The organism is Candidatus Hydrogenedens sp. (assembly GCA_035361075.1).
Taxonomy (GTDB): domain Bacteria; phylum Hydrogenedentota; class Hydrogenedentia; order Hydrogenedentales; family Hydrogenedentaceae; genus Hydrogenedens.
Window position 1 is genome coordinate 1 of sequence record DAOSBX010000033.1, and the last position, 21,976, is coordinate 21,976.

Consider the following 21,976-nt stretch of genomic DNA (forward strand, 5'->3'; position numbering starts at 1 on the left):
TAAAGTTTGTTATAATATTATCCCTTCTTGATGAAATAAAATTGTAAAGAGTAAGATTATATTTATAAATAAGAAAGGAAATGCAATGCCAAAAAACATTTATGAAAAGATATGGGATGCACATTTGGTTCATACACCTGATGACCAGGACCCTATTATTTATATCGACAGGCACTATATCCATGAAGTAACGTCACCGCAAGCATTTGAAGGACTAAGAATTACAGGTAGAAAAGTGCGTCGTCCTGATTTGACTTTTGCTACGATGGACCATAATATACCGACAACGAATCGTGATAAACCGATTGCAGACCCGATGTCTGCGTTACAGGTAGAGACATTAAAAAATAATTGCAAGGAATTTGGTATCCAGTGTTTTGATATGCATGACCCACGAAATGGGATAGTTCATGTTGTGGGTCCGGAGTTAGGATTAACACAACCAGGGATGACGATTGTTTGTGGAGATTCTCATACTTCAACACACGGTGCTTTTGGTGCACTTGCGTTTGGTATTGGAACAAGTGAAGTGGAGCATGTCCTTGCTACGCAAACATTATTGCAAAGAAAATCTAAGACAATGGAAATTTGTATCACAGGCAAACTACCTATAGGTGTTACTGCAAAAGACCTTATTATGCATATTATCGGTAAAATAGGAACAGATGGGGGCACAGGTTATGTAATTGAATACACAGGAGAAGTTGTTAGAAACCTTTCTATGGAAGGTCGTATGACTTTGTGCAATATGACCATAGAGGCAGGTGCACGAGCAGGGCTAATTTCTCCTGATGAGACGACTGTGAAATATTTATTAGGAAGACCTTATATTCCAAAACATATCCCCGAAGAAGAACTGATAAAACTCTGGTTGTCATGGGCATCTGACTCTGGCTGTTCTTATGATAAAACAATAATCATTAATGCTAAGGATGTAGAACCGCAAGTAACATGGGGAACATCTCCCGAAATGGTTGTTCCTATTTCAGGCAGGGTTCCTGTGTTAAATGAGATACAGGATACAAACCGCAGAAATGCGGTTAACAAAGCCCTCCAATATATGGGTCTTGAAGAAGGAACTCCTATCGAAGCCATCGAAGTAGATAAGATATTTATTGGTTCCTGTACAAATGGAAGGATTGAGGATTTACGAGAAGTGGCAAAGGTTGTGAAGGGTTATAAAGTTAATAAGAGAATAAAGCAGGCAATAATTGTTCCAGGTTCGATGTTAGTAAAGAGACAAGCGGAACAGGAAGGATTACACAATATTTTTATAGAAGCAGGTTTTGAATGGAGAGAACCAGGTTGCTCCATGTGCCTCGCAATGAACGATGACCGCTTGAATCCTGGTGAACGTTGTGCCTCCACTTCAAATCGTAACTTCGAAGGTCGTCAAGGTAAAGGAGGACGCACACACCTTGTTAGTCCAGCCATGGCTGGAGCCTGTGCTATTACTGGACATTTTGTTGATATTCGTAAATGGAAATTTAATGAATAAAAGGAGATAGAACAGTGGAGAAATTTACTGTATTAAAAGGAATTGTCGCACCTTTAGATGCGAGAAATGTAGATACAGACCAGATAGTTCCGAAACAATTTTTGAAACGAATACAGAGAACAGGTTATGAAGATGTCCTTTTTTATGATTGGCGTTATCTCGATGATGGGAAAACACCCAATCCGCAATTTGAGATGAATGCACCACGTTATAAAGGTGCTACTATTTTATTGACACGTGACAATTTCGGTTGCGGTTCGTCACGGGAGCATGCACCATGGGCATTAAAGGACTATGGTTTCCGTTGTATTCTGGCTATTTCATTTGCCGATATTTTTTACAATAATTGTTTTAATAACGGAATTTTACCTATTACCTTGTCACCAGAAATAATCGAGCAATTATTCAATGAAGTTCGTGCTAAAGAGGGGTATACATTAAAGATTGATTTAATAAATCAACAAATTACCAAGCCAGATGGGGAACAAATGCATTTTGACATCCATTCCTTCTTAAAGGAACGTTTATTAAATGGATGGGACCAGATAGGTCTCACATTGCGATTTGAAAAATTAATAGACCAATTTGAAAAGAAACATCCTCTGAAGTTATGAAACAAAACATAATTTCAGAAAGGAGGAATGAACATGCCTTTATACACATATCAGGTAATTCACGAGGACGGTAGCGAAGGTGAAATTATCGAAGTGTTTCAAAAGGCAGGTGAGCCTCCTTTACAGTTCCATCCACAAACAGGCGAAAAAGTAATTCGGATATTTAAGCCTGCACATATTGCAGGTTGGGCTAATGAACGGATGGCAAAACAAATGTTAAGTGACAAAAACCTTGCTGAAAAAGGTTTTACAAAGTATGTTCGCTCAGGCAAAGGTTATTATGAAAAAACAACAGGAAAAGAAGGACCGCCTACAATAAATGTCAATGGACCATAATTCGCTTGAATATTCCCTATCTATTTTTATATGCTTTAATAAAATTTGTTAAATTAACTCAGGAGGTATATATCATGAGTGTAAGAAAATTCTCAACGTTTTTAATTGTTTTGTCCCTATTCTCAATATTAATTTTATCTTCTGGCTGTGGTTCTATGCCGTGGAAGAAGAATAAAGACCAACCGCCTCCTGTGGAACTGTTAGATGAGACGAAGGCGGAAACATCAACTGGATTGCCAGAAGGAACTACAACTCTTGTGCCAGGAACTCAGCGATTTAAAGACGTTCCGTTACCAGATAAGGTAAAAGAAGATTTTGACCGTTCGTATGTATATGAATCGAGCACTATGCAAGTAGGTCGGATGGTATACAACATCAGAGCAGATGTAAATGATATTGCCCAGTTTTATATTAAAGAATGCCCCAAAAATGGGTGGAAATTGGATAATGTTATCCAAGGAGATGGAATACAACTAAATTATTCAAAAGAGGGAAGAAAACTTCAAGTTAATATACGTTCTCGAGGAATTGGAAGACCGAAACAGCTAATTACAACATTAACACCTTCTGAATAATTATAAATGAGCCGTGTTATTGTTTCTTTAAGATTTATAGGCATATTATTACTTTTAAGTATTGCGGGAAGTACTTTTATTTTAACTTCCTGTAATACTGTTAAAAGGATAGATATTCCTCTCTTAAATAAATCTGCCTCATCTGAGCGAGAGCAAATAATTTCTGTTCTTGATTCCGTTGAGAGACTGGTTGAAAGGAAACAATTACGAAAAGCAATGGATTATATTTCATTGGATTATAGAGACGAACAAAATAGAAAATACAATGATATTAGAGAATATTTGCAAGGTATTATTCGAGATTACAGAGTTATACGTATTACAAGAGCAACACCAGAAATAAACATAGAAGGTAATAAAGCGACAGTTATCGATACATTTGGAACTATTGCAGAGCCTTTTGACCCTGTGCAAGGAGTTCCTGTAAATATTCAGGGGAAAGTAATCATCACATTACAAAAAGAGTCCGATGGATGGAAAATTATTTCTTGGAGTCCTCTTTTGTGATTTTGTTCTACCCCTGAGTATATCGGTATAATTCTTAACTTAATAACATTAATAAACAAATATGAAGGGGATTTTTATCTATGCCAATTCGTAGACAGAAAAAAAGAAAGACAGAAGTAAAAGACATCATGCCCAATATGGAAGAGCCTAAAAACCAATTACTTTTATGGTGGGCTCACATTAAAGAGAATATTTACCTTTATTCTTTTTCAGTGTTATTTATTTTGTTGTGCGTTATCATCGGTGGATTTTATGGGTCCTATAAATCATCAAAAACAAAAGATGTAATGACAAAGTATGCCAGTGCTGTCTTAAAAGAGGATTTGCAAGAACGACTGGATGCACTTAAACCATTATTGGATATAAATGCACCGTTATCAGCCGAAATTTTATATGTATATGGCGAAACAGCAATGGCTTTAGGGAAACTTGACGAGGCGGAAAACGTCTGGAAAAAACTTTGTGATAAATATCCACAATCCGAATGGGTTCCTAATGCACGTGAAGGATTAGGCTACTTGGAAGAATTAAGAAAGAACTATGATAATGCCATCAATATTTATAAAGAAATTAAAGAAAAGTGGAGTAATTCGTATATAGCGAAAAGACAATCATTTAATATCGCCCGTGTTTTAGAAGCAAAGGAGGATTTAAAAGGAGCGATTGAAGAATATAAAAAGCAACAAGAAGAATTCCCAGATTCATCAATTGCAAATAAAGCAAAAAGTGCCCTCGAAAAAATAAAAACAGAGCATCCTGAATTATTCCCTGAAGAAAAGAAAGAAGAAGAAACTCAGCAAGGTACTACAAAAGATGAAGTGAAAGAAAATACTGGAAATTTAGAGACCCAGAAAACCGTCAGTGAACCAGTGGAATCTTCTTCCCAACAAGAACAGCAATAAGAGTTCTCTACAAAAATAATATAAAAAGTCTATATGCACAAAACAATGATAATGAGGGGTTACCACACTTATGAATCAAGAGAAGAAAATCATCCATGTCGTTGTTAATACCCATTGGGATAGAGAATGGGTATATCCATTTGAGGAAACGCGACTTTTATTAGTCGAATTTATGGACCAATTGATAGAGATTTTAAAGAAAGACCCTGATTTTCATTCCTTTACATTAGACTCCCAGACTGTTTGCCTTGAAGATTATCTTGAATTAAGACCTGAAAAACGAGAAGACATTGTTAACCTCGTTCAGTCTGGAAAACTTATTATCGGTCCCTGGTACTCATTACCAGAAGAATTCATTGTTAACGGCGAGTCGTTAGTTCGTAATTTATTAATAGGACATCGAGTTGCCCAATCTTTCGGGAAAGTATCAAAAATTGGTTATACCCCTTTTAGTTATGGACAAACATCACAGATGCCTCAAATATACAATGGTTTTGGAATCGATACAATTATTTTCTATCGAGGAATAAATACACCTAAAAGCGAATTTATTTTTGAAGGACCTGACGGGTCTCGATTATTAGGAATGCGTTTTGGATGTTTGAGTCGTTTCAGTTATTACATTTACGTCTATCGCGTGTTACGTTATGGCTCCGATGATGTCTATGCATTTTATAACTGGGATAGAGGAGCAGGTCCTTTACGTCTTGCTTCTACAAGTAGACCCCGAGCTCATTATTACATTACAGACCCTTCGAACAAGATGTGGAATGTAGAACCCATTCAAGAACAACTTCAAAAATTAGTCAACGACGAATCACAACATTTTACTACACCTCATATATGTTGTATGGAAGGGTTTGACAGTTCTTCTCCTGATGAAAAGGAATCCGAGATTATTAAACTTTGCCAAAAACTTTTGCCTGAACATGAGATTCGTCTATCAAATTTAGAAGAATTTATGCAGGCAATGCGAGAATGTGTTAAGAATCCAACCGTAATTTATGGAGAAAGTAGAGACCCTGGAGCAACAGGAAAATGGACCCACCTTATGGGAGATGTTATTAGTGCGCGATTCCGAGTAAAAAAGGCAAATCATCAATCCGAAATGATGTTACAACGAGGTGCAGAACCATGGTGTGCTATATCGAATGTGTTAGGTAAAGAATATTTTAGAAATGCATTGACACGTGCATGGAAACTCCTATTACAAAATCATCCTCATGACACAATTACGGGTGGTGGAATAGACCAAATGGAGAAGGATGCTCTTTCACGAGCAGAACAAATCTCTATTATTAGTGAAGGATTAATGCGTCGTGCACTACAACATATCTACTCTAAAATCAATCTATCGAATGTCCCAGTAAAAGAGAGTGTGTTTGTAGTGTTTAATCCAAGCCCATTTGAACGCAACCACGTTTTATCTGTGTATATTGATGTCCCTGAAAATATGGGTTATGAATCTTTCGAAATTATAGACCCAGAAACGAATACCGTATGTAGCATGCAAGTACAAGAGCAATTCGAGACTGGAACCCTCGTCAGAAATCTTCAAGACATATCTATTGAATTAAGGTCAAAACGATTTCTTACCCATGTTGATGTTAATAATATACCAGCATTAGGGTATAAGACATATTACGTTAAACCAGCAGAGAACAACCCACCTATAGAAGTCAACAATATTTTTAAGACCCCATTTATTTTAGAAAATGAGTATCTGTACATAACGTTTAATAATGACGGAACATTTAATCTAACGGATAAGGAAACGGGTAGTAAATTTACAAATCTGCATTACTTTGAAGATACAGGTGAAACTGGGCATTCATGGATACACATGGAACCAGACGAGAACGAGACGATATATTCCTATGCTTCCCCTGCTAAATTTGTAGTTGAAGTTAATGGGCATTTATTAACTCGAATACGTATTGACTATGTGATGAACATACCATCTGGTCTCGAAAGAAATATAACTGAATTAGACAGAGAAGCAGAGAAGAATTATACAAAACGTAAAGAAGAAAAAGTCCCCTTAGACATAACAAGTTATTTTACGTTAAGGAAGGGAAGTCGTCAGTTAGAAATCACTACAAAGGTGAAAAATAATGCCAGAAATCACCGTTTAAGGCTTATATTCCCGACAGGACTTGAAAAAGCAACACATAGTTTTGCAGAAATGGCTTTTGATGTTGTCCGTAGACCTATCCATGTTTCAACCGATAATCCATATTATGGAAGGCCAAATCCACAATATCCGATGCATCGCTTTGTCGATGTCTCTGATGGAGAAATAGGCTTTGCGGTGATAAATAATTGTGGTTTGCGAGAGTATGAGGTTATGGATGAACCTATTCGGCCAGTAGCAATAACTTTATTCCGTGCCTTTACGTTTCGTAATGCACCTATTTTTGGTAGATGGGATGTTTACCCAGAAATGGAACTATCACAGTGTCTTGGCGAACTTGAATTTTCCTATTCTATATATCCCCATAAAGGCACATGGGAAAATGGCGTTATTAAGGAAGCCGAGAAATTAAATGCAAATTTAGAACCTGTTCAAGCAGGACCAATAAAGGGGGGATATTTACCTTTATCCCAGAGTTTTTTAGAGATAGAAGGTGAACCGCTCCAGATAACTGCATTAAAATTAGCAGAAGATAGGAATAATAGGCTTATTGTTCGCTTTTATAACCCATCAGACAGGCAGGTATTAAGTACAATAAAGTTTAACCTACCTATTACGGATGTGTGGTGTACAAATCTAAATGAAGAGGATGTTAATAAAGTATCTATTACTAACAATACAGTGCAGTTATCCGCAGAACCTAAAAAGATAATTACATTAGCATTGGATTTTAGTTCTTAATTGATAATGACTAAATCTTCACTTCTTCCACAAGATTAAGCGTGTTTAGTATCTCTTCCTCTTTGGGTTCTACTGTTATTGGTTGCTCTGCCACAGCTATCGCATTATCTGGGTCTTTTAGCCCATGTCCCGTTAGAATACACACAATTTGTAATTTATCACCTACAAATGGTGTTTGATTATCAAAATAACCATTTTCGGAAAGTTTAATAACCCCTGCTATACTCGCAGCACTTGCTGGTTCTGCAAAAACACCTTCGGTCCGGGCTAACAATTTGTAGGCTTCTCTGATTTCATGGTCAGTAACCATACCGATAACACCACCCGACTCATCCCTTGCATTTTCAGCACCCTTCCAACTTGCGGGATTGCCAATTCGGATTGCAGTTGCAAAGGTCTGCGGATTTTCAACAGGATGTCCCAAAACGATAGGTGCTGAACCTGCCGCCTGAAAACCTAACATTTTAGGCAAATTCTTTGCCTTACCTATCTGGTAATATTCCTTATATCCTTTCCAATACGCTGTAATATTCCCAGCATTCCCAACGGGCATGGCTTGAAAATCTGGAGCAAATCCATTAAAAGAATCTACAATTTCAAATGCCCCTGTCTTCTGTCCCTCAATTCGGTAAGGGTTAACCGAATTTACAAGAGCGATAGGATATTCACTACAGATTTTTCGAACCAATCGGAGTGCATCATCAAAGTTTCCTTTTATCTGAATAACTTTTGCACCATGTATCATGGCTTGTGATAATTTTCCCAGAGCAATTTTACCCTCAGGAATAAGGACAGCACATTGAATACCCGCTCGTGCCGCATAAGCAGCAGCTGATGCCGAAGTATTCCCTGTAGATGCACACATTATCACCTTAAAGCCTTCCTCTTTGGCTTTCGTAACTGCGACAGTCATTCCACGGTCCTTAAAAGAACCTGTTGGGTTCAATCCCTCGTATTTGAGCCATATATTAATCTTTGGATGTATTGCTGAACTTAGTGTCGGTGCTTTTACTAAAGGTGTTCCCCCTTCATTTAAAGTTACAATAGGGGTATTAATACTGATAGGTAAAAACTCCCGATATCGCTCAATAATACCTATATTTTGCATAAAAATACTCCATCAGTTTAGGTTTCTACAAAACTCGTATTAACTGTGTAGGTTCAACAATGCATTCTAACTTGTCTATTTCTAATATTGCAGACTGCACACTGGATTCTAATGAATCATGGGTCATAATAACGACATGAACTGGAAGTGCTTCATGATACTGTAAGGTTTCTTTTTGATGACATGAGGAAATACTAACACGATGCTTTCCCAAAATAGTGCAGATTTGCCCTAACACTCCAGGATAATCTTTCGTAGTAAACCGCAAATAATAACGACTACGAAGTAGCCCCATATCCCGAATATTTAGATTATGGTAATAAATAAATGGTGGAGAAGTAGGAGAATTTTTTCTACGTGCAATATCTAACAAATCACTAATAACCGCAGTTGCGGTCGGAAATCTCCCAGCACCTTTCCCGTAATATAAAGTTGGTCCTGCAGAATCGCTTTCAACATATATCGCATTAAATTCATTACGAACAGAAGCAAGAAGGTGATTTTGGGGAACAAAAGTTGGATGTACACGTGCTTCTATCTCACCATTTATTTTACGAACAATGGCAAGAAGTTTAATCACATAGCCCATCTCATTAGCGTACGAAACATCACTATATGTTATTTTGGTAATACCTTCAATATAAATTTCATCAAGATTAACAGGAGTGCCAAAACAGAGACTTGCTAATATCTGGCATTTATGAGCCGTATCAAATCCTTCAATATCCAAATCAGGTGGAGTTTCCGCATAACCGTTCGCTTGTGCTTCTTTTAACACGGCTTGGAAATCAAGTCCTTCATAGGTCATACGGCTTAAAATGTAATTACATGTTCCATTTACTATACCGTATACCGCTTCGATATGTGTGGTAGATAGAACCTCTTTTAACGTTTTAATAATAGGGATAACACCTCCAACGGAAGCTTCAAATTTTAATTCTTTTCCAGATTGCTCCGCTATTTCACATAGCTCAGTACCATATTTTGCAAGAAGCATTTTATTCGCTGTTACTACATGTTTCCCTGCTTTTAATGATTTGATAATAAATGTCTTTGCTGGTTCTAATCCTCCTATAAGTTCGCAAACGACATCCACCTCAGGATTGTTTAGGAGAGAATCAATATCTGCAGAAACAGTAACATTGTTTAAATCAAAAGGTTTTAATAATTCTGGTTTAATTTCAACAACGTGTTTTAATTCTAATTCAACGTCTGTTTGATTTTTTATATGTTCATAGTGATTTAGCAAGAGATGTATAACACCTCCACCTACCGTTCCAGCACCAATAACACCTACATTTAACTTCATGAGAATCTCCTCATCAACAGGATTCATTTCATATGTATTTAATACAAATCGGTATCTATTATACACATAGGATTGGTCGGACTAAAATATTCTCCCTCCTGTACAAGTATCTCTTTAAGTCTGCCAGACACAGGAGCAGTAACTATATATACAGCCTTATCTGTACATATCTCTACTAAATCTGTTTCTTTTTGAATAACGTCTTCTAACTTGTAAAACCACTGCGAAACTTGAACCTTATCATCTGGTTCATCTGATTTTGCTTCATCTGGAATATAAACATAAAAATCCATAGATACTCAACCTCCTTTTGTATTGTCACACCAGAAATCAGCATGATAAGAACTACGAACTTCAGGACCCGCAATCACTGTTAAGGATAGGTGCTCCTTTGCCCAATGAGCGTAAAACTCAAATTCATTCGGTGAAACAAACCTTGATACTGGTACCTGCCTTTTAGTCGGTTGTAAATATTGTCCAATTGTAACTATTGAACAACCTACTTTTGAAAGGTCTGTTAATGTTTGTAGAACTTCCTCCTGAGTTTCTCCTAATCCAACCATGAATCCTGATTTTATAATGATATGTGCATCAAAACTTTTAGCAGTTTCTAAAACATTTAATGAACGCTCATAAGAACATTTCGAGTCTCTTACCTTAGAACAAAGGCGGTTAACTACTTCTACATTATGGGAAAAAACGTCAGGATTAGAGGATAGAACTGTTTGGATTGCGTGTTTATCCCCTTGAAAATCTGATGCTAAAATCTCTACTTTTTTCTTCGGAAACTTTCTTTTTATCTCCTTGATAACCTCCGCAATGTGCTTGGCTCCTCCGTCACTGAGGTCATCACGTGTAACCATGGTGAGAACAACATAACGAAGGTTCATAAACTCTATACATTCAATAATTCTATCTTTTTCTAAAGGGTCTGGAGGCAAAGGACGGCCTTTCGAGACGGAACAAAATACACATGCTCTTGAACAAATCTCTCCCAATAACAAAAAGGTAGCAGTCCGCCGTGACCAGCACTCACCTCGATTCGGACATAGAGCACTCTTACAAACCGTTGATATGTTATTTTTTGAAAGAAAATTGTAGACCTCATTAAGTTCCTTTGTATTAGGAATCCTAAATCGAATCCATTCTGGAAATTGTAATTTATCTGTCGTTTTGGTATTCATCATGATTATCCATCTATAAAAAATAACATATAATTATATCATGGATTTCAAAAGATGATAAAATACTTTCAATTTGTTATAATTTGTTATAATCTTTTTCAACTAAATTTAAACTCGTCTAAAAGGACTGGTCATCATGAGTAAAGACGAGGACAAAAAAGAATCAAAAACGTTATTTGGTAAATTAAGGTTTCGCCAATGGAATGAGGTTCTTCAGGCAAATCGAACACCTCAAGACGAAACGAAACCGCAACAACAACCAAAAGTGGAAACGGAAAAATCAACATCCGCTCCGCAAACTACCACTCCAAAAACAGGCGACAGTGAAAATATAAATATCCCAAAACCAACAAAAACAGGATTAAAAGTTATGATAATCCCTGAAAATGTATATATTGAAGGCTCTGTAAGAGGTGAATGTGATGCAGAAATTTACGGTAAAATCAACGGGAATATCTTAGTTAAAGGAAATCTTATTTTAGGTAAAACAGCAGAAGTCAAAGGTAGTATAAAAGCATTATCCTCTTCGATAGACGGTATCGTGGAAGGTAAAATCGAATCTACAAATGATGTTGAAATTGGTCCTAATAGTAAAATTCAAGCAGAACTCATTTCGGGTCAAAGGATAGTTATCTCTGGACAAGTAAATGGGAGTGTTCAAGCGGAAATCGGAGTGAAATTATTGCAGTCTGCAAAACTTAATGGGGATATCATAGCCTTAAAATGGATTAGTGTTCAGGAGGGAGCCATTTTCAACGGAAATTGTATAATGAAAAAACAACAGCAACAACACATTCCTCAACAATCTCCAACAGTTGGGTTAAACCAAAATCAACAAATTAAGAAATAAAAGTTATCAACTTTTTACATCCCAGTATCGTATTATAATAAGTAAATATCGTATTAACTATAATTAAAAGGAGGAGTTTATGCCAATATACTTTTTCCATCCAGCTGATTTACTATTAATTCCCGCAATAATATTAGCACTATGGGCTCAGATGAAGGTTCAACATGCATACAAAAAATATATGTCCATTCCAAATCGTCAGAGAATAACTGGTGCCCAGGTTGCCCAATGGATTCTTGATAAAGAAGGTATTTCAGATGTTGGCATTGAACCTATTTCAGGTGAATTAACAGACCACTATGACCCGAGTAGCAAAACGGTTCGACTTTCTGAACCCGTATATTACGGGAATAGTATTGCCTCTATAGGAATATCTGCCCATGAATTAGGTCATGTTATTCAGCATGCAAGAAGTTACGCACCAATGCAGGTCAGACAATTCATATACCCTATAAGTTCTATAGGTTCCTATTTAGCCTTTCCAATTATATTTATAGGTTTTCTTTTAACCCATGCTGGTATCCATGCACAATGGTTAATTAATGTCGGAATTTATCTATTCTCAGCGGCGGTCTTTTTTACTGTTATTACGTTACCAGTTGAATTTAACGCAAGCAGACGTGCTATAAAAATATTAGCTAATGGAAATGTATTGACACAAGATGAATTGGCAGGGGTTAGAGAGGTCCTAAATGCAGCCGCTTTAACTTATGTAGCTGCAGCAGCAAGTGCTATACTTCAATTAATACGAATTTTAATTATTTTCCGAGGCCGTGAATGATATTTATCAAAACGGGATTTTATTCTACGATAAAAAAATTTTTTACTTTAATTTTTCTTTTGTATGCATGCCTAACATTTCTTGCCAGTGGTGAAGATAATTCAGAACCAATAAAACTCCGCTCTGAAGGTTATGCGGTTGGACCTTCCTACTTAGTTCGACAAATGGCTGTTGAGCAAGCACAAAAAAATGCAATTGAAAGATATATCCTCTCATTTCTGCCCGAAGCCTATTTAAATTACCTCAAACCTATTTTGAATAAATCATCAGTGTATATAAAAAATGCTAAGATTTTGAATGAAAACACAATAAATGACAAAGCAACCATAGAATTAGAGGTTGAGTTGGATGAAGAGTCTATTGATAAAGATGTCGCAACGTGTTTAATTCCCTATACCCCAGACTTACCCGTTATTTCGTTGTTAATCTTAAATTCAAATACAACGGATTCAGATAATATTATTTATGAAGAATCACAAGTCTCTTTCAATGCAATTGAACAAAAATTAAAGAACTTAAAATTTTCAGTTGAAAAGATAAATTTAAATAAGGAAGGAATTAGTTCCAAAGAGATAAATATACTTATAAATCAAGGATTAGATGGAAAGAAACAAATAGCCCTATCTCAGGAAGCAGATGTGGTTATTTTAGGAGTAAACAAATACGAAATAATGCAAAATATGCCTGATAGTCAAGTTGCAAAATGTAGATGTATTTTAACTATAGAAATCCTTCATAGTGAAGATGGGAAACTTATCAATGCTTTTAATATAAGTTCGTCCGTTCAGAGTAAGGATTATAAAGAAGGAATGATACAAACTGCAGAAGACTGTGCATTAAAATCTATCCCAAAAATTGTTACGTACTCATTTTTAGCAGGCTTGAGTAAGGACGACGATAAAAAGAATATATATATCTATTTTGAGAATTTCAAGGATAATATGATTGCAAAGAATGTAATGGATTTATTGGAAACAATAACGTATGGATGCCAAACAGAGGTTTTATTCGAATCAAAAAAGAGAATTAAGTACAAACTTTATTATGATGGTCCCATCGTTCATATTGTTGACTCTGTAACCAATAATCCCGAACTTAAAAACAAAATAATCATACAAAAAGTTTTAGATAGAAAAATATATATTAGACCAGCCGAAAATTAGTAAGGCATAATAGGTCATTTTTTATCAAGTTCTCTCTCAATTACTTCAATTACAGAAGAATCGTCAGGTTTTACTTTAGGCTCAAAACGAGCAACTGTTTTGCCATCTTTACCGATAAGAAACTTAGTAAAGTTCCACTTGATACTCTCACTAAAAGGGGCATTATCTTCAGAGGTGAGGAACTTATATAAGGGACAAATGTCAGCCCCATCAACAGAGACTTTCTCAAATACAGGAAACGTTATTTTATAGTTAATTTCGCAAAATGTTTTAATTTCTTCACTGCTTCCTGGCTCCTGATTCATAAAATTGTTTGCAGGAAAGGCAAGAATAACAAATCCCTTATCTTTATACTTCTGATATATACTTTCAAGTTGTTTATATTGTGGAGTAAAACCACATTTTGATGCTGTATTAACAATCATAACCACCTTACCTTTATATTGGGCTAAATCTATCTCTTCCCCACTAATGGACTTAACCTTAAATTTTAGTGGAGTATCCTTACTTCTTTGTTCTGCGGAAATGTTTTTTTGAGGTATTAAACCCAAAACAAACGAAACAAATAAACTAATAATGAAACGGTATAGTAAATAAATATTTCTCATATCTTTTTCCTTTCTTGGTTTGTGTTATTTGAAATCCGCTATGTTTAACAAATTTACTTAAAATAATATTTCGATAGATAGATAAACAAGTATTATAAGTAAAGCACTTTAATAATGTATGATATAAAATATAAGGATAAAAAATGAGGGTGTAAATATGAAACAAGATTCCAAGAAAAAAGTAATACATTTTATAGGACATGCTCATATAGACCCTGTGTGGTTATGGAGGTGGACGGAAGGGTTTACCGAAGTTAGAAGCACATTTTCAAGTGTATTAAATCTGATGGAAGAGTTCCCACAGTTAACCTTTACTGCTGGAAGTTCTTTCTTTTATGAGTGCATCATGAATACAGCACCAGGACTATTTGAAAAAATAAAAAAGAGAGTAGATGAAAAACGTTGGGAAATTGCCGGTAGTTTTTATGTTGAACCTGATTGTAATTTGCCATGTGGTGAATCCTTTGTCCGACATGGTTTGTATTCCCAGAAATTTTTTCAAAAAGTGTTTAAGAAAAAAGCAGTAGTAGCATTTGCCCCTGACAGTTTTGGCCATGCTGGAACACTACCCCAAATATTCTCAAAACTGGGAATTAAATATTATGTTTATATGCGTCCTTCCCCAGACACGGAAAAAGAATACCCCGAGGGAACTACGTTCCGTTGGTACTCTAATGACGGTTCTTCTGTGATTGCATCTGTAATACCAGAAAGCTATGGTGGAGAAACGGATGAAGTAATGAGAAAAGTTAATAACATCACTAAATATAAATATTGGAATAAAAACCAAACCGATTTTCTGTGCTTTTTGGGTGTATGCAATCATGGTGGCGGTCCAACACGAAATACAATAGAAACCATTATAAAACGACAAAAAGAACTTAATAGATATGCATTCTACTTCTCAACCCTTGAAAATTATTTTGAAAAACTATTAAAACATACAAAGAAAATCCCATCTATACATGGGGAACTACAGCATCATGCCAGAGGTTGTTATAGCGTCCTCACAGAGATTAAAAAGTTAAATCGTCAAACAGAGCATAAAATTCTCTTAGCAGAACGATTCGCTACCGCTGGCTGGCTATTAAAGGAAGTCGATTATCCAGAACATATATTTGAGGCTATTTGGAAAGACCTTTTGTTTAACCAATTTCATGATATTTTGGCAGGAACAAGTATTTATGAAGCCTACCAAGATGTGAGAGACCAGTTAGGGGCTGGAAGACATCGAGCGGATGTTATTATCAATCAAACTATGCAGAAGATAGCCCAACGTATAAATACAAAAGGAGAGGGAAATCCAATCATTGTTATTAATCCTCTTGCCTGGCCTGTAAAGCAACCTGTTTACGTTCCAGAGATTATAAAAAGAGGGCTTAATGTTGATAATGTAGAGTTAGTAGATGATGAACAAAATTGTTGTCCTATTCAGACCATTCAATCAAGTTTTCCAGGTTCAAAAAAGTACGTGTTTATAGCGGATGTCCCATCAATGGGTTATAGGGTTTATTTTGCAAGGTCTGAGTGTGAAACTCATAGAGAGATACACAAATTGGGCTTAAAACCTTATTTACCACCACATCCCCCTGAGGTAAAGAAGGACACATTAGAAAATGACCATTGGTATATTGAATTCGATACAATTCGAGGTGGTATTTCTAAATTATATGATAAACAACATAAGGTCGACGTTCTTAATCACTCTGCCAAAGTAGTTCCAATAGTTGATTCTTCCGACACATGGAGTCATGATGTGTCTGAATACTCTGTAGAAGCAGGAAAGTTTAAGCTTACAGATATGTTCATAAAAGAGAGAGGAGAGGTGCTTGCAAGTATAGTTCAAGAATTTGAATACAACAACTCTAAAGTTGTTCAAGAAATAATCTTATACAAGGACATAGCAGATATTGATGTTTCATTGGATATTCTCTGGTTGGAAAAGTATGCCGTCTTAAAGTGGTTTGCAAATACAAGAATTAGACATGGCACCGCCACATACGAAGTCCCCTATGGAATTCAAGTCCGCCCTTGCAATGGGGAAGAAGAGCCAGCTCAACAATGGGTTGATTTGTCAGGCACTATCGATGACAAACCTTATGGTTTTGCCGTGTTAACAACGGATAATTATGCCTATGATATAAAGGATAATATCATTAGAGTAACATTGCTACGTAGCCCTGCTTATGCTCATCATGAACCTAATAGATATACTGCTGAAGCCAATTATCCAATTATAGACCAAGGCTGGCATCATCAAAAATTAAGACTTTTCCCTCATGCTGATGATTGGAGAAAAACAAGGATTGTAAAATCAGCATGGGAGTTAAACGTGCCTTTAATTGCTCACCTTGAACCGACACATAAGGGAAATAGAGAACAGAGTGCAACGCTATTGGGCACAGAAGCGGAAAACATTCTAATTTCCGTTGTAAAAAAGGGTGAAAACAATAAAGACCTCATTATCCGAGCCTATGAAACGCATGGTTATGAAACCACAACAAATTTACATCTCTTCTTTGCTCAGTTAGTGTTTCCACTTATATTCAAACCCTATGAAATAAAGACAGTTCGTATAAATATGATGAATGGAAAAATCACCGAAACGAATCTTTTAGAGGAGATTGAAGGTGAATCTAATTGAAACGATTGAACAAATATGTCTTTCTATTCTTGACGAAAATCCAGACCCATGGGTTCCCATAAAAGAACTCGTCCAGAAATGTAAAGAAATTACAGGTAATCAAAGCATCAACGAATCATTATTAAGCTCATTTTTATCGAAACACCCAGAAGTGAAGGTTATTAATCCATTAATGTCTGATGAACCAGTTATTGCACAGATGATAAAAGAAAATAAATTAGACCTATCACCTGTTGCCATCTTAAAAAAACGTCTACCTAATGACAAAGATATGTTTATATGGATTTATAATCATTTAACCCAACTCATAGAATTACTAAATAAAATGGAGGCGGAAGAAATCACAGAGGTAAAAAAGGACAAAATCAACAACATCCTTCAAAAAGCAAATAGCTTACAAGAAAAGATTAAAGAACATATTAAATAAAACGGTATGATAAGATGTAAAAATAAACGGATAGTATGAAAAGAGATGATGTATGAATATGACAATTTTCATAACAGGTATATGGTTTTTATTAATTTCATATCCTGATATTATTACATTAAATGTAGAGCCTATTGTTCGTGATGCCATCATAACCGATATAAATGCAGATGGAAGAAAAGATATTGTGTTTCTTATATCAGAAGAAGATGGATACAAGAAAAAAATAATTATCTATTTACAAAGAGAAGAACCAGCATTATTTGGAAATAATCCTTCCAATATATTTGATATAAATGAACCCTGCTCTATTGTTTTTATCTCAAAATGTGAGGGTAAGCCATGTATTGTATTCGGCAATTGTGATAGTTTTTATATTTATGATTATCAGCAAGGAGAAATAAAATTAAAAACTACTATAAATATAGTTAATTCTTTTCCATGTAATGCAAAAGAACCCTTGGTCTTTCGTGAGATATGTTTTGATTTAGATAACGATGGCGATAACGAATGGTTTGTTCCTACACCGCATGGCATTACGATAGTAAAGAATCTAAAAATATTAACTTCATTACCATTAAATCTGTTTCACGAAATCATTCCAGGAAATAACCTAACATCATTTTATCAATATCCAGGGGTCTACCCTTTAAATAAAAGTGCAGAAAATCCCAAACCAATTGCATTTTTAGGTAACAAAGAAATAATAATTGCACATGGTGAAAAATGGAGTTCCAATTATAAATTTGAGATACAACATAAGAATCCTGAGAAATGGGACGTATCATATCGATTGGGAGATGTAAATGGAGATGGCGTCCCCGATATTCTATTCACAGAAACACAAGGAACAATTAATTTAAAAACAACAGTGTTCATGTATATATCCACAGGAAAATATGAATATCCAGAACAGCCACAATTTGAATACAAAATTAAAGGTAGTATGTGTTTGCCTATGATAAAAGATATCAATAATGATACGAAAGATGATTTAATTTTATTTAGTATTCCTCTTGGCTTAACAAACTTCATAAATTTCTTTATTAGGGGTAAATTATCAGTAGATACGAAAGTGTTTTTAGCGAAAGAGAACGGATTTCTACCCAAGCCTGACTATCAAACATCCATTACAATGGATGCCCCTGAAGGGAGAGACCAGGTTGCGTATGCCGTGGACGACTTTTCAGGGGATGGCTTAATGGATATTGCCTTTGGCCAATCACAAAATACTATTGCAGTAAATATCGCTACTCAGGAAGGCTCACTAAAAACGAAATCGTGGTTAAGGGTTGATGTGCCAGGTTTTGGTCTTATTAGAACAGGAAAAATAAATGAGAATGCAAATAAAGATATCGTCCTTTTTCGTCCCACAGGGGAGAACAAGGCTCGTGTAGATGTAATAATATTTTAAACTTCATGATAAAATATCTTGAAAAGATTTATTTTAGGGAATGTAGCACGTATGGAGTTATTTGACGACGCATTTGTAAAAGCAAAAGAAAAACATGAATTTCTTTGTAATGAGATAGAACGACATAACGAACTGTATTATGTCCATGCCAAACCCGAAATTTCAGATTATGAGTACGACATGCTATTAAAAGAGCTGGAGGCTTTAGAAAGAGAATATCCCCAATTACAAACACCTTATTCGCCAACACAACGTGTAGGTGGAAAAGTAATCGATGAGTTTCAGTCTGTAGAGCATAAAGTTCCGATGTTGTCTATAGATAATACGTATAATGAAGCGGAAATACGCGAATTTGACCAGCGAATACACCGTGCTTTATCAACAGATGAAAAGATTAGTTATGTGGTTGAATTAAAAATTGACGGGGTGGCAATTTCTATTACCTACGAAAGTCAGATATACACACGAGCAGCAACAAGAGGTGATGGTTTCCGCGGTGATGATGTAACAGAAAATGTAAAAACAATTAAAAGTGTCCCTTTGAGATTAAGAGGTTCTGCCCCTAAAGTGGTAGAAGTCCGTGGCGAAGTATTTATGAGAAACGAAGAACTTGAGAGATTGAACCAGATAAGGGAAGAAAATGGAGAAGAGCCTTTTAGAAATCCACGGAATACAACTGCAGGCACATTAAAATTAAAAGACCCACGTTTGGTAGCCCAACGGAAATTAGATGTATTTTTCTATGAAATTGTGTTTGAAGAGCAAAATAAAGATATATGCAAAACGCATGTAGAAACACTTACCACATTAAAAAAATGGGGATTGCCTGTTAATCCACATTGGACTGCCTGTGCTGATATAAATGAGGTTATTAAGTGCTGTAATGAATGGAGAGAAAAAAGGTATTCCTTAGGTTATGAAACAGATGGCATGGTTATAAAGGTGAATGAACATAAGATACGCGAACTGTTAGGCTCTACCAGCAAATCACCACGATGGGTGATAGCGTATAAATTTCCAGCAGAGACAGCAAAAACGAAATTGCTAAATATAAAGGTGCAAGTAGGAAAATCAGGAGCATTAACCCCAGTGGCAGAAATGGAACCAGTCCTTCTTGCAGGGACGATAGTAAAACGAGCCACGCTCCATAATTTTGAAGAATTAGAGCGTAAAGATATACGAGTCGGCGACACAGTCGAAATACAAAAAGCAGGTGAGATTATTCCCCAGGTGATACGTCCCATTTTGGAACTTCGCCCACCTGATGCAAAACCATTTAAACCTCCAGAAATTTGCCCTGAGTGTGGTAGCCATGTCCAGAAAGACCCAGAAGGTGTCTTTTATCGTTGTTTAAGTATCGACTGCCCAGCACAATTAAAACAGAGAATTCAACACTATGCTCAAAGAAGGGCTATGGATATTGAAGGATTAGGTCCAGCTTTAGTTGAACAGTTAGTTAACAAGGGATTAGTAAAAAATATAGCAGATATCTACCGTTTGAAAAAGGAACAATTGGTAGAACTGGAAAGAATGGGAAGCAAATCTGCGGATAATCTGCTAAATGCAATTGAAAACAGCAAAAACAGACCAATAAGTGCTTTAATTTTTGGTTTGGGAATACGACATGTTGGCCAGCACATTGCCGAAATCCTCGCCGAACACTTCTGTTCAATTGAAAACCTAATGACAGCAAGTGTAGAAGAACTTACTTCTATAAACGAAGTAGGACCTATTGTAGCAGAAAGTATAAAAAACTTTTTCACAACGAAAGAAAATATAGAACTTATAAACGACCTAAAACAATTAGGTCTTCGAATGTCAGAAGAAAAAACAGAAATAGCACCAGAAAAAAATATCCTAAGCGGAAAAACCTTTGTTGTGACTGGTAGCCTTAAAAATTTTACCCGTGACCAAATAGAACAAAAAATTAAACAATTAGGAGGCAAACCTACTTCATCTGTAAGCAAAAACACAGACTTTGTGCTGGTAGGAGAGAATCCAGGCTCTAAGTATGACAAAGCAGTACAATTAGGATTAAAGATTATAAATGAAGATGAATTTCTTGACATGATACGGGGGAATGAATAATGGAAACCCCTACGATTAAAGCACCATCCCAAATCAATTCAAACTCAGGTAAAGAATTATACAGGCAGATAAAGCATTTAGAACTTCATAAGAAAGATAAGATTATTATCGATTTATCTCAAACAGATTCAATAGACACCTATGGATGTGCATGGATACTCCACATCGCAGAGGAATTAAAAAAGAAACATTGCACTCTTATCTGGACTGGTGAAAAAGAAAAAGTGAAAGAAATATTAGAAATAGTTTCACCAGCATTCGAATACAAACCACTAAAAACAAGAACAACTTCAGGGGTTTTCGACATAATATTTGATAAATATAGTATAATTTTTTCCGAAATTAAAGATTTTATAAATTTATGTATCGATGCTATTTATTGGACTATTTTAGCACCATTATTAGGAAAAAAATTCCGCTGGGAATTGTTTATTGAAGAAGTTTATGAGATGGGTGTTCGTGCAGTTAGAATCGTTTGTCTAATGAATTTTTTGTTAGGCTTAATCATAGCCATGCTTTCAGCAGCACAGGTTGCCAGTTTCGGATTAAGTATTTATGTTGCCAATTTAATTATGATTGGATTTGCTCGTGAACTTGCCGCCATTATGACCGCAACTGTTGTTTCCGCACGAACAGGTGCGGCTATCTCTGCAGAAATATCCACAATGAAAGTTCAAGAAGAAATCGATGCTCTACGTGGCATGGGTATCAACGTTGTTCAATATCTTGTTGCCCCCAAAATGCTTGCACTTCTTATTGTTTTACCTTGTTTATCTGTTTTAGGCCTTATCTTTGGGCTTCTTGGAGGTTCAGCGTGGGGCATTGTTGTTTTAGGTTTTAATCCCGCAGTATGGTTCCGACAAACAATCAATTCAGCCCAATTCAATGATTTATTGCAAGGATTATTAAAAACATTTGTTTTTGCAGTATTCATTGTCTTAATCGGCTGTCATAATGGATTTAGAGTTGTTGGCGGTTCAAGGGGTGTAGGACTTATGACAACTCGGGCAGTTGTTATGGATGTTTTTATGTTAATTGCAGTTGACATTGTATTTGCAGTAATTTTTTACTATCTTATATAACATTGAAAGGT

The 21,976-nt window shown here is 35.8% G+C and carries 20 protein-coding genes; 15 read left to right on the plus strand and 5 right to left on the minus strand.

Features of this window, described 5'->3' with window-relative positions; translation table 11 throughout:
- The first annotated feature begins 85 nt into the window (after positions 1 to 85).
- The 7 genes from leuC to PLJ10_10205 all read left to right on the plus strand — a co-directional run bounded on the left by leuC (position 86) and on the right by PLJ10_10205 (position 7,307).
- Positions 86 to 1,498, plus strand: a complete 1,413-nt coding sequence (gene leuC, locus PLJ10_10175) for a 3-isopropylmalate dehydratase large subunit (GenBank protein HOK10014.1) — start codon at positions 86 to 88, stop codon at positions 1,496 to 1,498.
- A 14-nt stretch (positions 1,499 to 1,512) separates the two neighbouring features.
- A complete protein-coding gene (leuD, locus tag PLJ10_10180; GenBank protein ID HOK10015.1) occupies positions 1,513 to 2,112 on the plus strand; it encodes a 3-isopropylmalate dehydratase small subunit in 600 nt (199 codons plus the stop codon).
- A 33-nt stretch (positions 2,113 to 2,145) separates the two neighbouring features.
- The gene (locus tag PLJ10_10185) at positions 2,146 to 2,448 is read left to right on the plus strand and encodes a zinc ribbon domain-containing protein (GenBank protein HOK10016.1); all 303 of its coding nucleotides are present in this window, start codon (positions 2,146 to 2,148) and stop codon (positions 2,446 to 2,448) included.
- A gap of 74 nt (positions 2,449 to 2,522) precedes the next feature.
- Positions 2,523 to 3,023, plus strand: coding sequence for a hypothetical protein (locus PLJ10_10190; GenBank protein HOK10017.1), 501 nt, complete (start codon positions 2,523 to 2,525; stop codon positions 3,021 to 3,023).
- A gap of 6 nt (positions 3,024 to 3,029) precedes the next feature.
- Complete coding sequence (locus PLJ10_10195; GenBank protein ID HOK10018.1) at positions 3,030 to 3,530, plus strand: hypothetical protein; 501 nt, start codon at positions 3,030 to 3,032, stop codon at positions 3,528 to 3,530.
- Between the two features lie 80 nt (positions 3,531 to 3,610).
- The gene (locus PLJ10_10200; GenBank protein ID HOK10019.1) at positions 3,611 to 4,432 is read left to right on the plus strand and encodes a tetratricopeptide repeat protein; all 822 of its coding nucleotides are present in this window, start codon (positions 3,611 to 3,613) and stop codon (positions 4,430 to 4,432) included.
- Between the two features lie 70 nt (positions 4,433 to 4,502).
- The gene (locus tag PLJ10_10205; protein HOK10020.1) at positions 4,503 to 7,307 is read left to right on the plus strand and encodes a glycoside hydrolase family 38 C-terminal domain-containing protein; all 2,805 of its coding nucleotides are present in this window, start codon (positions 4,503 to 4,505) and stop codon (positions 7,305 to 7,307) included.
- Positions 7,308 to 7,317: 10 nt separating this feature from the next.
- On the opposite strand, the gene thrC is transcribed toward PLJ10_10205, so the two are convergent.
- From thrC to lipA, 4 genes are read right to left on the minus strand one after another with little or no spacing between them, the layout of a single operon-like run.
- On the minus strand, positions 7,318 to 8,415 hold the full coding sequence (thrC, locus tag PLJ10_10210; protein ID HOK10021.1) for a threonine synthase: 1,098 nt from the start codon (positions 8,413 to 8,415) through the stop codon (positions 7,318 to 7,320).
- 25 nt (positions 8,416 to 8,440) lie between these two features.
- Positions 8,441 to 9,724, minus strand: coding sequence for a homoserine dehydrogenase (locus tag PLJ10_10215; GenBank protein ID HOK10022.1), 1,284 nt, complete (start codon positions 9,722 to 9,724; stop codon positions 8,441 to 8,443).
- Positions 9,725 to 9,762: 38 nt separating this feature from the next.
- Positions 9,763 to 10,017 (minus strand): biotin attachment protein, encoded by a 255-nt coding sequence (locus PLJ10_10220; protein ID HOK10023.1) that lies wholly within the window; start codon positions 10,015 to 10,017, stop codon positions 9,763 to 9,765.
- A gap of 6 nt (positions 10,018 to 10,023) precedes the next feature.
- Positions 10,024 to 10,908, minus strand: a complete 885-nt coding sequence (gene lipA, locus PLJ10_10225) for a lipoyl synthase (protein ID HOK10024.1) — start codon at positions 10,906 to 10,908, stop codon at positions 10,024 to 10,026.
- Between the two features lie 136 nt (positions 10,909 to 11,044).
- Here lipA and PLJ10_10230 point away from each other — a divergent pair, with 136 nt between their 5' ends.
- The 3 genes from PLJ10_10230 (at position 11,045) to PLJ10_10240 (ending at position 13,702) form a co-directional block, all read left to right on the plus strand.
- Positions 11,045 to 11,758, plus strand: a complete 714-nt coding sequence (locus PLJ10_10230) for a polymer-forming cytoskeletal protein (GenBank protein ID HOK10025.1) — start codon at positions 11,045 to 11,047, stop codon at positions 11,756 to 11,758.
- Between the two features lie 79 nt (positions 11,759 to 11,837).
- Positions 11,838 to 12,539 (plus strand): zinc metallopeptidase, encoded by a 702-nt coding sequence (locus PLJ10_10235; protein ID HOK10026.1) that lies wholly within the window; start codon positions 11,838 to 11,840, stop codon positions 12,537 to 12,539.
- The gene (locus tag PLJ10_10240; protein ID HOK10027.1) at positions 12,536 to 13,702 is read left to right on the plus strand and encodes a hypothetical protein; all 1,167 of its coding nucleotides are present in this window, start codon (positions 12,536 to 12,538) and stop codon (positions 13,700 to 13,702) included. Before PLJ10_10235 ends, PLJ10_10240 begins: the two co-directional genes overlap by 4 nt.
- Before the next feature lie 14 nt (positions 13,703 to 13,716).
- Here the strand turns inward: PLJ10_10240 and PLJ10_10245 are convergent, their stop codons facing one another.
- The gene (locus PLJ10_10245) at positions 13,717 to 14,310 is read right to left on the minus strand and encodes a glutathione peroxidase (protein HOK10028.1); all 594 of its coding nucleotides are present in this window, start codon (positions 14,308 to 14,310) and stop codon (positions 13,717 to 13,719) included.
- A gap of 157 nt (positions 14,311 to 14,467) precedes the next feature.
- On the opposite strand from PLJ10_10245, the gene PLJ10_10250 reads away from it, so the two are divergent.
- From PLJ10_10250 to PLJ10_10270, 5 genes are read left to right on the plus strand one after another with little or no spacing between them, the layout of a single operon-like run.
- Entirely contained in the window at positions 14,468 to 16,954 is a 2,487-nt protein-coding gene (locus PLJ10_10250; GenBank protein HOK10029.1) for a glycoside hydrolase family 38 C-terminal domain-containing protein, read from the plus strand.
- Complete coding sequence (locus PLJ10_10255) at positions 16,941 to 17,381, plus strand: hypothetical protein (GenBank protein ID HOK10030.1); 441 nt, start codon at positions 16,941 to 16,943, stop codon at positions 17,379 to 17,381. The genes PLJ10_10250 and PLJ10_10255 overlap by 14 nt, the downstream gene beginning before the upstream one ends.
- Positions 17,382 to 17,433: 52 nt before the next feature.
- Positions 17,434 to 18,795 (plus strand): hypothetical protein, encoded by a 1,362-nt coding sequence (locus PLJ10_10260; GenBank protein ID HOK10031.1) that lies wholly within the window; start codon positions 17,434 to 17,436, stop codon positions 18,793 to 18,795.
- Positions 18,796 to 18,846: 51 nt separating this feature from the next.
- Positions 18,847 to 20,883: an NAD-dependent DNA ligase LigA gene (gene ligA / locus PLJ10_10265; GenBank protein ID HOK10032.1), complete on the plus strand. Its 2,037-nt coding sequence runs from the start codon at positions 18,847 to 18,849 to the stop codon at positions 20,881 to 20,883.
- Positions 20,883 to 21,965, plus strand: coding sequence for an ABC transporter permease (locus PLJ10_10270; GenBank protein HOK10033.1), 1,083 nt, complete (start codon positions 20,883 to 20,885; stop codon positions 21,963 to 21,965). Before ligA ends, PLJ10_10270 begins: the two co-directional genes overlap by 1 nt.
- The last annotated feature ends 11 nt before the right edge of the window (positions 21,966 to 21,976 follow it).